The following is a 14,311-nucleotide window of genomic DNA, read 5'->3' on the forward strand; positions in this document are numbered from 1 at the left end:
ATAAACGATCCAGTGCTATAACCAACTTGCCTCCATTACCCTTCGGCTCAGGAGGCATTTGGTATATACCCTTCATACTTCAAGTTGTTGGTGCGCTGGCTGCGCTCAGTGACTAGCCCTTTCGCAGCTTTTATCCAACTCGAATTATATCGACTACAAAACTAGCGTTTTTTGAAGGCAGACTTACCGGCAAAAATGGCCGCATCGCCCAGTTGATCTTCGATGCGCATCAACTGGTTATATTTCTCGATGCGTTCCCCTCGGCTGGGGGCACCAGTTTTCAAGTGGCCAGCTCTGAGTGCCACGGTCATATCAGCAATAAAACTGTCAATGGTTTCACCGCTGCGGTGTGAAATAAAGGCACCCCAATCGTTGTCGTGGCAAAGTTGCACTGCATCAATAGTTTCACTCAAACTACCAATCTGATTCAGTTTGATCAGCGCTGCATTAGCCAGCTTCTCGTCGATGCCCCGTTGAATGTATTTCACATTGGTAACAAAAATATCGTCACCGACCAGTTCTACTTTGTCGCCCAGAGCATCACTCAGAATACGCCAGCCAGCCCAGTCGTCTTCGGCCAAGCCATCTTCGATCAACACGATAGGGAAATCCTTCACCAGTTGAGCGTAATAATCCGTCATTTCTTGTGCGTTGAGTTCGGCATTTTCGCTGCGAAGGGTGTATTTCCCATTGGAATAAAACTCGCTGGAGGCGGGGTCCATACAAATGACAATATCCTCACCTGGTTTGTACCCTGCTCGTTCAATGGCCTGCACAATCAGTTCCAGCGGTTGGCGGTTTGAAGCAACAGCAGGAGCAAAACCACCTTCGTCACCAACACCGGTAGATAACCCTTTTTCCAGCAACACCTGACGCAGGGCCTGGTAAACCTCACTGCCCCAGCGCACCGCATCACGCATGGAAGGCGCGCCCCATGGCGCAATCATGTATTCTTGGAAATCTGCACCTTGCCAGCGGGCATGCACCCCGCCATTGATAATGTTCATGCAGGGAACGGGCAGCAGATTGGCGCCAATACCCCCCAGATAGCGGTAAAGAGGCATATGCGATAGTTGTGCCGCCAGGCGTGCAACCGCCAAGGATACCCCGAGAATCGCATTTGCCCCCAGATGCGCTTTATTCTCTGTGCCGTCCAAGGCAATCAGGCAATTATCGATATCGCGTTGCCGACGAACATCAAACCCGAGCAGGGCATCATTAATTTCTGTATTGATGCTGTTAATTGCCTCCAGAACCCCTTTGCCACCAAAGCGATGTTTATCGCCATCACGACGTTCCATCGCTTCGCGCGAGCCAGTACTTGCACCGGAAGGCACTGACGCACGTGCAACAATTCCACCCATCGACGTCACTTCAACTTCAATGGTCGGGTTACCTCGGGAGTCCAGTATTTCTCTTGCATATACGCGTTCAATTTCATAGCTCATAGAAGTCACCTTATCTAGGGAGTTGGAATGTGTTTGATGAGTACATCAACCGATAGGTGGTTGATGAACTCTAAGGAAAAGGAGGAAAGAACCCCGAACAGGCGGTTTTTATGCCCCAACATGACCAGATCTATACCTTCGTTTTTAACCAGGGTTTCAACGTCTTTGAAACGGTTGATACTGACGATGGATTTCACGTCAAGTTGGATATTGGAGAGTTTTACCAAGTGGCTAAGCATCGCGTTTGCTTCAATTACTTCGCGAGATTGGCGATCTTTGGTAAGCGAGTCGCTGGTGTAATCCAGTTCCCGATAGTCAGAACTGATATGACCAATTGTGATCTGTGTTGCCATTTCTTTCGATAGCCGTTCAGCATGATGTAACATTAGCTGACCATCCGTTTCGTTCTGAACCAGCAACAACGCGTGCCTGTATACTTGCATACACCACCTCCTAGTAGTAGATAGACCAGATTACAGGTGTGTTGGCGATAACTTATCTTGCGGATTAAGGGTGTGTAGTTCCCCTTCCTGCCCCATTAAATCTATTGTGCATAAGCGATCTGTCAACCACGGGAGAACCTGTTTTTTTCTGCTAGTCATGCCAGCCAATGCCACTTGGCGGTGGGCAAAAATCTGGTTATCTGAGAAATAGAGAATGGAGTTTTGCTGCGTAATGTCTGTGACCATCAGCACCACCATATCCAGGCCAGCTCCACTCTTGGTGCGTTCTAGCTCCAGCTGCAGAGAAGGGAGGAGAGGGGCAATATCTGCCATGTTACGCACTTCGATTTGGGATAACAGAATGGATAAATCGTGGATTTGATAGTTTTTGGCATCACGACTGAGCAATTGTGCGGCAGATTGCCCAGTGACGTCGGTTTTCGCGGCAAGAAGCCCACTGACGAAATCGTCGTAGTTTATGTGGGCGATTTTACGCAATGTTTCGACGGCTGCCCGATCCTGAGCTGTCGTTGTGGGAGCGCTGAGCGCAACAGTATCGCTCAGAATGGCTCCCAACAGCAGCGTAGCTTGCGCTGCAGAAAGCGGCATCGGGATTTCGAGGGTGAGGATCTGCAAGATCACTGTTGCAGTGCAGCCGACAGCGCGAACCCAGACATCAGGGGGATTTTTTGTGATCAACGTACCCAAACGATGGTGGTCAATAATACCGATGACATCGCTGGCTGGCAGGGAATCCGGTCCCTGTTCAACGTCAGTAAAATCGACTAACCACACCTTCTCGTCAGTGAGGTTTTTATTTAACTGGTCTGGCTGGTTGACCCCAGCTGAATTGAGGATGTAACGGGTTTCTGGCGTTAATTCTCCCAAGCGGAAGGGTTTAGCGGAGAGGCCGCGATAATTGAGCCAGTCTGCGGTAACCAGTGCGCTGCAGATACTGTCGCTATCGGGATTACGGTGCCCGAAAACGTGAATGATCTGAGCCTGTTCTGACGGTATTGATGGGGGAGTAATATAATTTTTTTTCATAAGAATACCTGACATACCTGCCTAATAGAGAAAGCAAAATTGTATATCAGGTGTCATCATCCGGTTCGAATGAACTCGGCGGTTTGGGAAAGGTGGAACACCATCACCTTGATGCGAAGTTTATATGAAACTTATTCCGAGCGCAATAGGAATGATCCGCTGATTATGATGCTTCCAAAGTTCCAGGGGAGGGGATTTGTTTAGTGAGACATTTACTCACTCAGTACCGGGCCAGCTAACAGAGGGAGTAAATTGCCTGATTAAAAGAACTTGATGAGAGTGACAATGGATAGAAAAATAGAAAACGCTGCCGTAATTATAACACCAGGAATGCTGAAATGAAATTTAAGGTATTTGCTCCCACTCACATAGTACATAGAAGAGATACCATAGATATAAATCATATAAACCATTGATTGCAATAGTAAATCAATGGCGTTCGAGTAGTAGCTGGTAAAGTTGGTCAGGTAAATGGAGTATATTATTTCACTAGGAAAAACTAATAAAAGCACAGGTTTTATTTTTCTAATCAATCCAAAAATGACAATCAGAAAGTCTATTATAAAAGCAAAGAAAGTAATTTTTAAATTAAACTGTGGTGCAGGTGAAAAATAGTTTGACATAAAGAATATAAAGTCAAAAATAGTATTAACTGCAAGTATGTAAAAAAAAGCTAATATGATTTTTTTATGAAGGGCTAATGTTGTTTTTTTGTTCATTGTTCTTCACCAGAAGCGATTGAGCTTATGCTTTATGGTTCATCAAGAGAGCAAGGGTATTTAATACTCTATTAGTATTAGGAAGTGTAATTTTTTATTATTAAGTGTGTTAGGGCGGTGTAGAGAGTATATACTCGTCGCCCTTCAAGCTGCATGGGTGTTGGCTGTAGCCCCTTTGGGGCCGCTGCAAGCAGTGTTCAAATCTGCTCCCGGCAGATTTGTCGCTCAGTTGCCGCTTACATGCAACTTGAAGTAACTTGGGTATAGCTGGAAGGGATAATTTAACTAATTACAGAAAACTCGTTAAGCCTGGATAATACGGGGCATTATGAATGCTTTCTAATGAGGGAGTATAAGTAGCCAACAGTGAATGAGATGTGCCAGGAAATAATGAAATACTCCCAAAGGATATACTCTAAATAATTCGAGTTGCATATAGGTGGCAAGACCGCGAGTCGCCAGGAGCATAGCCCACAATGTGGCTGGGGCTAGAGGATGCAGCTAATGCCCACGCAACTTGAAGTATGACGAGTATACACAATATTAGGATGCTGTTAATTATGATGAAAGTGTAATGTCAAACTCCTTCTATTTTCGCTATTGTCGTGATCAAAATGTGAGTTAGGGTCCATTATTTCTCGACGTTCGGTTTTGCTCAACCGGTCAAACTTGTTTGGTTGATTCTCCTGAATTTTAAAGCAGGTATTGCCAATACAATGGTTTTCATTATCTTTCTGTTGCCATGAAATATCAGGTTTTTGAGGGCTGATAATACCCGTAGCAAAAGAGTTAAATGAGGCTACTATTCCAAGTAATAAAAAGGCGGTTGAGGATTTCATTGCATAGACTCCTGACTATGATGTTTTAACATCGCTTATGGATAACAATGTTGCCAGTTTAACGTGCTTATATTCAACTAAACATATACGGCTTTAATTTTCACCTGGTGATGAAGTCTGCCTGATACCCAAAAGACGAGAGGAATGTCGGTAGCACGCTTGGTTAAAAATTTATCAGGCCTGATCCTTTAGCCTTCCGTTATGGTGCCTCTGCGCTGTAATCCGAAATATTTTATGTAGATAATATAAGAAAGATACCTCCGATATTTTAATAACTATGGTTAAACATAGAATGCCGATATTTGTTGAATATTTGTTCTAATTGATTAATAAAAGGCTTATTTCATGAAGAAATTATCTATTATTATGAAAATTATCTTATGAATAATAATGAGTAAAAAAATATATCAAAAAGTAAGAAAACCAGATTTATTAGAGTAAGATAATTTTTGGTATTGAAATAAAATGTTTCCTGTATGCCTGGTGATATCAATTATATCGAATGAAAAACAATGGCTTAGGTTTTTTTGAGTGCAGGATTTTAGATAGATAAAAACGATAGATTTAATCCTTTTCATTGGTAATAACGTATTCCATTGCTTTTGTGATTAATTTAGTTTGTTCGAAAATTTTCAATGAATACCAAAGAGGGTGGAGATGAAACACCATTTTTTTAAAAGAGGAAGCCTCAGCCTGCTTCTGATGATGGCAATTCCCGTAATAGCGAATGCCAGTGTCAATAGTAATTCTATTTCTGGAGAAATTTCAGTTTCCCTGAATGTACTACCCGGCTGCGTTGTTAAATCGGCCCAACAGCCAAGTGACTTATCCGCCATAGCGGATGGTCAGCAATGGATGACACTGACTTTTCCTGATACTGGCGCAACAGCAGGCTCACAACTGACCGCACAAGATAAAATGAATGTGCAGTGTACGGCAGGTGCGCAGCCTTCATTGACATTAGATGCTGGGAAACAAGGTGATAAAGACATATACAATATGTTGAATGAAGATAATAAAACCAAAATGCCCTATACCATCGCCACCGATCAGGAGGGTACTAATGTTATCAAACCTAATCAGCCAATTAAGATTGCCAGCTCGGGAGATGTTGCTATCTATGCTAAGGTGACGTTGCCGGAGAATGCCCAGGCAGGGAAGTATATGGATACCATCAAAGCTACAATAAGCTGGTAACTGAAGGCTATGGGCATCAAATTGGCTTCAACAACCCTGCTACTGGTGCTGGGTTTATCCGTTATGAACTCCCCGGTACAAGCCGCAGCCGGTCAGCAGGTCAGTGCAAAGTTTGATGTCACGGCCAGTATAAATAATGGCTGCCGGTTCACAGGGAGCAATAAGCTTTCTGTGGACCTGCCTGACTTATTGATTGGTCAACGGTCGGTTTCCCGCCAAATCTATTTTAATCTGCAGTGTACGCCTGGAGCTAATGCAACCATTGGTATTGATGCTGGGCAGCATCCATTAAGTGGGGGCAGTAGGGCATTGGCATTAGATGGCAAAAATGGCCAACTGATCCCCTACCAAATTTTTGCAGTAAAAGAGGGAAAGAAGATTGATTGGAAAAACCCAATTATGTTCACTCCCGATGAGTTAAATAAACAAATTGAAGTTGACGTAGAAATAAAAGATCCTCCGTCGCCACTTATACCCGGCCATTATACGGACACAGCAACTATAAACGTCTCTTACTAGGCTGTGTCCCTTAATTGCCCGTGGTGCCGTCGCAGACCCAAAAGCCCGTTATCAAGGCGGAGGGTGAAGGGCAGAGTGGCCCTCTGTTCAAGCCCGACTTTACTTCGAACGGGCTTTTGGGGCGCGACCCTTCGGGCTGGGGCCATTTGCGCGCATTGCTGCGTTGTTCGCCGCTTATTTGGTCCACCAGACCTCGCGGCTCACGCCTTGCCCTGTGCGCAAATGACCGCCAGCGGCGCTCGCGTGCAATTAAGGGACACAGCCTAATGAGCCTCATCCCTGAGGCTCACCCTGCGGGCAGCACAAGCGCTGTTCAAATCGGTCCCTGACCGATTTGTCACTCTTTTGCTGTCTACAAGCAACTCGAATTATTTTTGGGGTAACTTATGAATAGACTACTATTCTCATTTGCCATGCTGGCATTTTCTGTTCATTGCTTCGCAGCAGCGAATATGGAGATCTGGCCAGTTACTATTTCTTTTATTGGCAGTGCTAAAAATAGCGTTTTTTGGTTAAAAAACGTGGGTAGTGATAGTGTCAGTCTACAAGTGCGGGTACTGAACTGGCGGCAGGCAGATGGTAAGAATCTGTATGCGGAACAGAATGAGGTCTATACGGTTCCTGCGTTTACCATTATCCCACCGCAAAAAAAAGTTCCGATAAGAATCTATGGCATCAACAATCAAGATGCTCAAGAACATGACTTTAAAGTCATTATCGACGAGTTACCTACGCCTGATGTAAACCAGGAAAGCACGCAGAACAATATAAAAATACGCATGCAATACATTCTTCCGCTGTTTGCCTATGGGCAGGCGTTACCGCCAGATATTCTTCCTGGTGCTGACGGTGTACCAAAAGAAAAACATCACTTAATCTGGTCTGTCAAAAATAATAAGTTATTGATAGAGAATCACGATAAAACGCATATTAAAATGACTTCCGTTGATTTTCAATGCGGTAAGAATTCTTGTTATCACCAGGATATTCCGGTCAGCTATGTTCTGCCTAATACCAAAATGGCGATCGAGCTTCCTCATGATCATTTAATCCCTGCAACGGTGAGTGCCCTGAAAATTCATCCATCGCGATGAGCAACGGCAACATTTCCTGCGCCTGGCTGGGAGCGAGAACGAAATGGTATTGAATAAAATTACGGCATGTATGCTAATGATAATGCCGACAATGATGGTTCATGCTGCAACCTACGTCGACACTATTCCTACTCTGAGCAACACCGGGCAGGACCCTATTTTCATGGTCAGTATCAGTGAGAACGGGAAACATTTAACTTCTCCTGAGCGGGTGATCATGAATGGCAGCGTTATTGCACTGCCCACAGAGACGCTAGACAACCTGCACATCCGTTATGCTGGCTACCCGGTGAAGGATCATTATGTGGACATCAACAAAATCAGCGGGGTCAAAGCCACATATAATGCCAAAACGCTGGAGTTGGCGATCGATATCCCACCAGATTGGATACCGTTACAGCACGTTGAAATTCCGGATCGCTGGAATTCTCCCTATTACGCTGAGAACGTTACCCCAGGGTTGGTTTTCGATTACGATATTTATGATGAGCACCCCCACCATAGCCGTTATTTCTCTTCCTGGATGAACGGGCGTTACTTTAATCACTTTGGTTACGTGAATCTTTCCGGGCAGTATATCAATATGCATCAAGGAGGGCAGGGGTATTCCCGATTCAAACGACTGAACACCAGCTGGGTTTTCAATAACCGCAGTAGCGCACAAAAGCTGATCTTAGGTGATATTCAGACCGATTCGGGTAATGGGTTTGGCGGTGTCTACATGGGGGGGATACAGTTCCGTCGGGACTACACGCTACGCCCCGATATTGTTACTTATCCCTCGTTGCGTCTGAGAGGCACAGCGTCGACGCCCTCTTCGCTGGATTTCTTCGTGAATGGCTACCGGTCGGCCAGTTCTCATGTCGACCCTGGGGCTTATGTTATCAATAACATACCCTTTATTAACGGTGATGGAACAATGACCGTGGTGACCACCGATGCCAATGGTCGGCAGGTCTCTAGCCGTATTCCTTATAGTATCCAGACTGACATGTTGCGCCCCGGATTAAGCGACTTCAATTTTTCAGCGGGGGCGCTGCGCTACAATTATGGTTGGCAGGACGATCGCTACAAGAATGCCGCCCTAAGTGGGACTTATCGCTACGGCATCACGGACCAGTTAACTTCACTTTCCCATATTGAGGGGGCGGACGGGTTGACGATGGCGGGAGGCGGATTTCAGTTCAATATGAATAGCTGGGGCCGTCTTGACGGCACGGTAACCATCAGTGATGCGCAGCACTCGCGACGCGGTGCCAGAGAATATCTCGGTTACAGCAAACAATTCCAGCGCGCCAGTTTTAACATCAGCCATATCCGCTCAAGCGGTGGTTACCGGGATCTGGACAGTTTTGATTCGGATTACGGTAGCGCGTTAGCCTCGGACCAGATCTTTGCTTCTTATTCACTCGGTGCTTCGCTTGGCGTACTAGGTGCCGGGTTTATTTATCAGCGTGACGACATTGGTATTACGCATAAAATAGCCAATCTGTCTTACAGCACCCTTGTCGCTCACCTTTTCAGCCTGTCACTTTCTTACAGTAAAGCCTTCTCTGAGGAACGGGCGGATAACTTTATGTTAGGGATCTCGCTTCCTTTCGGCAGCAATACCCGGATCGGCCTGCAAAACCTGCAGAGCAACAATAACGCCAGCACTAATGTGGTTTCTCTAACGCATAACTCCGGTAGCGATTTAGGGGTTGATTGGGATCTGAATTATAGCCGCGAGAGAAATGCCGGCATGGGCTACAGCGATATGTCTGCTACCTGGAAAACGGCGGCGTTTAGTGCCAGTGGTGGTGCATATGGCTACAGAGACCTGACGCCATGGGTTGGGTTGCAGGGGAGTGTGGTGTTTATGGATCGCAGCGTCTTTTTCACCAAAAGGCTGGGGAATGCGTTTGTCAAAGTAGACACCTATGGTGTGGAGGGGATCCCATATTATCTGGACGGTGCCCTGAAAGGTAAAACGAACAGTCAAGGGGTTGGTTTTATCAGTGATGTCATCCCTTATGAAAAAAATCAGGTAATGATTGATCCATCCTATTTACCGGAAGATATCGATGCCACTGACGTGAGGAAGAGTTTCTTTGTACCGGAAAACTCGGGTTACAGCGCGAAGTTTTCTCTGCAAAACCTGGATGACCATGTGTTACTACGTCTTGTTCCGGCGCCGGGTGTCTCGCTGCCATCAGGAAGCGAGATCCAGGATCAGCATCACCATACCGTTGCGCTTTTGGGCAATGGAAGTCTGGTTTCAATGGAAAGACCACAGGTGGCCAAAACTTACACGCTGGTTGCGGAAGGGCAGAGACGCTGCTCCTTCAGGCTTTCACCACAGAATAAACCCGGCATTGAGGTGGCAACATGCGCATGATAACCCTAAATTTACTTTTGCTGGCGCTCAGCCTGACTTGTATGCCTTCCGCTTGGGCGGTAACCGCGGACTGGAAGCACATCTGCACTATTCACTGGGACAATGAAGTGATCGATTTCACCGCAGGTGGTGCCGTTTCACCGTTGGAGCTGGCAGATACTCCGCAGGATTACAGCCAGGCGGTTCATGTCTGGTGCTATGAAGCCCCTGATGTCACCACTGGAGATGCTCAGCATATCGGCTTAGTGATAGAGCAACAGTCCAGTGCAACATCTTTTCTGGCGATGTCGACAAATCAGGCAAACCAGAGTTTATTGCCCTTTGTCTTTTGCCTTGGCAATCATGGTTCCAATCTGCTGTGCGTCGATGCGGTGAATAAAAAATTAACCTACGATTGGGGAACGGATCCCTCAATTCCTGCTCTGATGCCGCAGATTTTTCAGAAAGTCACTGATGGAGAAATGCCAGACGACTGTAAGGCGCATAACGATTGCCACCGTTGGCTCCCTTTCCACAGTGGACCGTATGACTACGTTGCACATGTGCATATCACCACCGATCCGAAACAAATTGCCTCATCTCCTCCAACCCCTGGCACTTATTCCGATGTTATTCATCTTCGTCTCAATGGGCAGGTGGCCTCAGGCCGCAAATTGCTGCCCGACTTTGACCTGAGCCAGACCAACAACCCGACCGTTACCTTGCAGGCAACGCTGAAAGACGACTGCCGCATTATTAGTACCCCGGATGTAAATTTTGACGGTGCCTTTTCATCGGAGCTATGGCATTTACAAAGTATTAGCGTGCGTTGTACCAACACCACGCCCTATACCATCAGCTTTCAAGGGTTGAATGACATCAATGGCTGGCACCAGATGAAATCACAAACCTCGGATACTTTTTTACGTTATCAGATGTATAAAGATATCTCCCACACTCAGGTATGGGATGGAAGTAAAACGGCGGGGGTGGGGACAGGCAAAGAGTATGTAGTTGAGGTTTACTATGCGACGGATCCATCACAGCCGAACGTACCGGCAGGCGTCTATAAGGACACGGTCACCATGACGTTATCCTACTAAAAAACATCTCCTTCTCAACATGCTGCCGCATTACTACAGCTCAAATTATCTGAGTATGAAATGGCGGCAAATATACGAAGATAGGGGCTTATATTTCCCATGTACCCATCAATATTTTGATGGGTTTTTTCACTTTACTAGCCTTTATATTTTTTTGTATTACGAATGTATCATTTTTAAGAGGGATTTATCATCCTGTTACATATATAACCAAAAAATAGGGTACATCCGTTTGCATTCTATTATGGGAAAACCTTATTATGCCCCCGCATTTTTCACTACGGGGGTCCTTATGGACGATGGAAGTTTTAGTTTTAGCTTAGTACTATTGATAAACTTTCAGTAATGCAACCCGCGTTGCGTTCTGAAAGATACAGAATGCAGCACAGTCACCTTATAGTTCATTAATAGCTGGCCATGGTGGCCCAGATACTAATGATATCTGCTTGTCCTGCCTTATTTCAGTAGTACCCATCGTTTACGATTAGCATAAAAATCTACATTACATCCGAATCATTCGAGTTGCAGTAGGTTGTTGCCGTGCGATAAATCGGTCTCTGACGGATTTGATTGCCATGGCCAACGGCCCTTCTGGTGCGAGGCCCAAGGATGGGCAACATCGTGCCGCCAATATACATGCAACTGGAAATAAAACGGATATACCCTTCATACTTCAAGTTGCTTGGGTGTTGGCTGCGCTTACTCACCCCAGTCACATAGTTATCTATGCTCCTGGGGCCTCGTAAGCTTGCCGCCTACAAGAAACTCGAATTATTTTGGGTATATATATGCGTTTAAGTGGAGATGAATCGCCTTATTTGGCCGGGCGCTCTCTGCTGGAATTTCGAAAAAATCATGGGATTGGCATTATGCAAAAAAGCCACGGTACGTTTATTTACAAAAAGTACTACTTGAATGACATCATTGTTTTGGCGATAGGATTTTTCGCTGTCATTGCCTTTATGCGTGCATGGGGAGATATGCACCAAACCTTCAGCGAGCATAGCGTTGCGACTATTAGTCTGGATACCTGGAATCTTTTTTATTATTCATTAAGAACCACGATGCGATTTGCGATTGGCATGGTTTGGTCCTTACTCTTTTCAATCGTTTTTGCCGTGTTGGCGGCACGCTATGCACCTCTGCGCAGAGTGATTCTGCCTTTCGTCAACTTTATGGAGTCTGTTCCTCTGGTCGGGTTCCTGACTTTTACCACGGTCTATTTTCTTGGCCTTTATCCGCATAGCGTTATGGGGCTGGAATGTGCTGCTATCTTTGCGGTATTTACCGGCCAGGCATGGAACATGATGTTGACGCTGTATCAGACACTGCGCATTGTTCCCCGCGAGCTGGATGAAGCGGCACGTAGCTTTAACTACAACCCTTGGCAACGTTTCTGGCGCCTGGAGTTTATCTATTCTGTTCCGGGGTTACTGTGGAATGCCATGGTGTCACAGTCGGCCGCGTGGTTTGCCCTGGTCGCTTCAGAAGCAATTCCAGTCAGTGACAAATCGGTGGAGTTACCCGGCGTGGGCTCCTACATTGCCGAAGCACTGGCACAGCAGAATATTCACGCGATCATATTTGCAGTGATTGCGCTGGCTGCCAATATCATTGTGCTTGATCAGTTGGTTTTCCGCCCATTGGTTCGTTACACCGCACGTTTCAAGTATGAAGATGTGGCGGCCAATAGAACGGCAGGCAGTTCATGGTTTTATAACAGCCTGTCATTTTCCCATGTTGGTGCTTTCCTGGCCGTGGTCCTGCGCACGCTGACCAACCTGTGGTTGTTTAAGCTGCCACAGATCTGGTATGCGCTTGGTCTGCACAAATTATTCCGCATCATTGCCAAAGCTAACTGGCTGTGGAGTAGTATCTGGTATCTTGCTGTGGTGGTGGTTTGTGCCAAGTATGGCTACCAGTTGTGGGAATACTTTCCTAAGCAATACTTTGCAATGCTACCTGAATGGATGTTACTGACCTCTGCGCGCGTCGTCGCAGCCATGGTACTCAGCATTGTGATCTTCACCCCGTTGGGCGTATGGATTGGCATGAATCCACGTCTGGTAAAACTCTTCCAACCTATCATCCAAATTCTTGCCGCTATTCCGCCGAATATTTTCTATCCGTTGATCGCTGCTTTTATTGCGGTTTACCATCAGGATCTCGGTTGGTGGGCTATCCCGATGATCATGCTTGGCACACAGTGGTATGTGTTGTTTAACGTGATTGCCGGTGTCACTGCGATCCCTTCACAAATCACGGAAGTCAGCCAAACCTTTGGCCTGCGTAGCTTCAAGTGGTGGCGTTACTACATGTTACCTGCGATTTTCCCCTACATCGTTACCGGCATCATTTCTGCTGCGGGTGGGGCGTGGAACAGTGCCATTGCGGCGGAAGTTATTCAGTGGGGAGCCACTACCATCAGTACCACCGGGCTGGGAGGATTCATTTCAGTGGTGACTGCGGCGGGTAATGATCCGGAAGCTGCCTTGGGGTGTGTCGCCATGTGCGCGCTGGTGGCGTTATGCGTGATATTTGTCTGGCAACCGCTTTACCGCGTGGCCGAAACCAAATTTAAATACGACTGATTCGGGGAAAACCAATGACTCATCAACAAGTGGTTCTCAGCGCTAAACAAGTGAGCAAAACGTTCATTGGCGAAAACAAACTACCGAAAGAAGTTCTCCGTAGTGCAAGTTTGAGTGTTTACCAAGGGGAGTTTGTCACCATTCTCGGGCAATCTGGTTCTGGTAAATCGACACTGCTGCGCATGTTTGCTGGTTTGATTACGCCCGATAGCGGCATGATTTATCTTGAAGGTAACCTGATTGAAGATCCTGCTGCCAATGTCAGCATGGTGTTCCAGTCTTACGCGCTTTACCCCTGGCTGACGGTGTATGACAACATTGCTTTCGGCCTGTTGGCTCAAGACTTACCACCTGCACTGATTGCCAAAAAGCTGGAGGGATTATTAACACTGGTTGGGTTGAAGGGTTATGAGAAAGCATGGCCTCGTGAGCTTTCCGGCGGCATGCGTCAGCGGGTCGGATTTGCCCGGGCTTTGGCGGTGGAACCTAAGGTTTTACTGTTGGATGAACCTTTCTCTGCTCTGGATATTTTTACTGCGCATAAGCTGCAGGCAGATTTAATGAGGATCTGGACGAGTGGGAAGATTAACACTAAGGCGATAGTTATGGTGACGCACGATGTGGAAGAAGCGGTAATGATGTCCGATCGTGTGGTCATTATGGATGCGAGCAGCCGGCAGATTGGCGATGAGTTCGTTATCAATAAACCCCGAGAACAGCGCAACAAGCACAATATGGCAGCCATTATTGATGAAATAGGTGGCCGTTTGTACGACAAAATCGCCATCTCTCAGCAGGCGTCGTAGCCCATATGTAATGTCAGGCCCAGGGAGGGGCCGAGTTGACAGGCAACGTAAAGCGGGACGGATATATTTCTTCAGGCAATGTTTAGCTGACTGAGAATATCAAAGATCCGGACCATACGGCGGCACCACTACGGCACTCTTTCGTATAT

At 46.4% G+C, this 14,311-nt stretch carries 12 protein-coding genes and 1 riboswitch; of the genes, 7 read left to right on the forward strand and 5 right to left on the reverse strand.

Annotation, left to right across the window (positions count from 1 at the left end):
* Window positions 1–161: 161 nt before the first annotated feature.
* The 5 genes from eno to SAQUA_RS03430 form a co-directional block, all read right to left on the reverse strand.
* The gene (gene eno, locus SAQUA_RS03410) at window positions 162–1,448 is read right to left on the reverse strand and encodes a phosphopyruvate hydratase (protein ID WP_380677834.1); all 1,287 of its coding nucleotides are present in this window, start codon (window positions 1,446–1,448) and stop codon (window positions 162–164) included.
* Window positions 1,449–1,462: 14 nt separating this feature from the next.
* Window positions 1,463–1,891, reverse strand: coding sequence for a universal stress protein (locus SAQUA_RS03415; RefSeq protein ID WP_380677836.1), 429 nt, complete (start codon window positions 1,889–1,891; stop codon window positions 1,463–1,465).
* A 30-nt stretch (window positions 1,892–1,921) separates the two neighbouring features.
* The gene (locus SAQUA_RS03420) at window positions 1,922–2,938 is read right to left on the reverse strand and encodes a manganese-dependent inorganic pyrophosphatase (protein ID WP_380677838.1); all 1,017 of its coding nucleotides are present in this window, start codon (window positions 2,936–2,938) and stop codon (window positions 1,922–1,924) included.
* Between the two features lie 40 nt (window positions 2,939–2,978).
* Window positions 2,979–3,055: riboswitch (Fluoride riboswitch) on the reverse strand.
* 143 nt (window positions 3,056–3,198) lie between these two features.
* Window positions 3,199–3,657 (reverse strand): hypothetical protein, encoded by a 459-nt coding sequence (locus tag SAQUA_RS03425; protein WP_380677840.1) that lies wholly within the window; start codon window positions 3,655–3,657, stop codon window positions 3,199–3,201.
* 554 nt (window positions 3,658–4,211) lie between these two features.
* Window positions 4,212–4,496 (reverse strand): hypothetical protein, encoded by a 285-nt coding sequence (locus SAQUA_RS03430; protein ID WP_380677842.1) that lies wholly within the window; start codon window positions 4,494–4,496, stop codon window positions 4,212–4,214.
* 657 nt (window positions 4,497–5,153) lie between these two features.
* On the opposite strand from SAQUA_RS03430, the gene SAQUA_RS03435 reads away from it, so the two are divergent.
* The 7 genes from SAQUA_RS03435 to SAQUA_RS03465 all read left to right on the forward strand — a co-directional run bounded on the left by SAQUA_RS03435 (window position 5,154) and on the right by SAQUA_RS03465 (window position 14,162).
* Window positions 5,154–5,693, forward strand: a complete 540-nt coding sequence (locus SAQUA_RS03435; RefSeq protein ID WP_380677844.1) for a spore coat U domain-containing protein — start codon at window positions 5,154–5,156, stop codon at window positions 5,691–5,693.
* A 9-nt stretch (window positions 5,694–5,702) separates the two neighbouring features.
* Window positions 5,703–6,212, forward strand: a complete 510-nt coding sequence (locus tag SAQUA_RS03440) for a spore coat U domain-containing protein (RefSeq protein WP_380677846.1) — start codon at window positions 5,703–5,705, stop codon at window positions 6,210–6,212.
* Window positions 6,213–6,598: 386 nt separating this feature from the next.
* Entirely contained in the window at window positions 6,599–7,306 is a 708-nt protein-coding gene (locus tag SAQUA_RS03445) for a molecular chaperone (RefSeq protein ID WP_380677848.1), read from the forward strand.
* Between the two features lie 91 nt (window positions 7,307–7,397).
* On the forward strand, window positions 7,398–9,683 hold the full coding sequence (locus tag SAQUA_RS03450; RefSeq protein ID WP_380677850.1) for a fimbria/pilus outer membrane usher protein: 2,286 nt from the start codon (window positions 7,398–7,400) through the stop codon (window positions 9,681–9,683).
* Entirely contained in the window at window positions 9,674–10,765 is a 1,092-nt protein-coding gene (locus SAQUA_RS03455; protein WP_380677852.1) for a spore coat U domain-containing protein, read from the forward strand. Before SAQUA_RS03450 ends, SAQUA_RS03455 begins: the two co-directional genes overlap by 10 nt.
* 869 nt (window positions 10,766–11,634) lie before the next feature.
* Window positions 11,635–13,356, forward strand: a complete 1,722-nt coding sequence (locus tag SAQUA_RS03460; protein ID WP_380677854.1) for an ABC transporter permease — start codon at window positions 11,635–11,637, stop codon at window positions 13,354–13,356.
* Between the two features lie 14 nt (window positions 13,357–13,370).
* Window positions 13,371–14,162 carry an ABC transporter ATP-binding protein gene (locus SAQUA_RS03465; protein WP_380677856.1) on the forward strand — a complete coding sequence of 264 codons (792 nt, stop codon included), beginning with the start codon at window positions 13,371–13,373 and terminating at the stop codon, window positions 14,160–14,162.
* The last annotated feature ends 149 nt before the right edge of the window (window positions 14,163–14,311 follow it).

Source organism: Serratia aquatilis (assembly GCF_044865145.1).
Lineage (GTDB): Bacteria > Pseudomonadota > Gammaproteobacteria > Enterobacterales > Enterobacteriaceae > Chania > Chania aquatilis.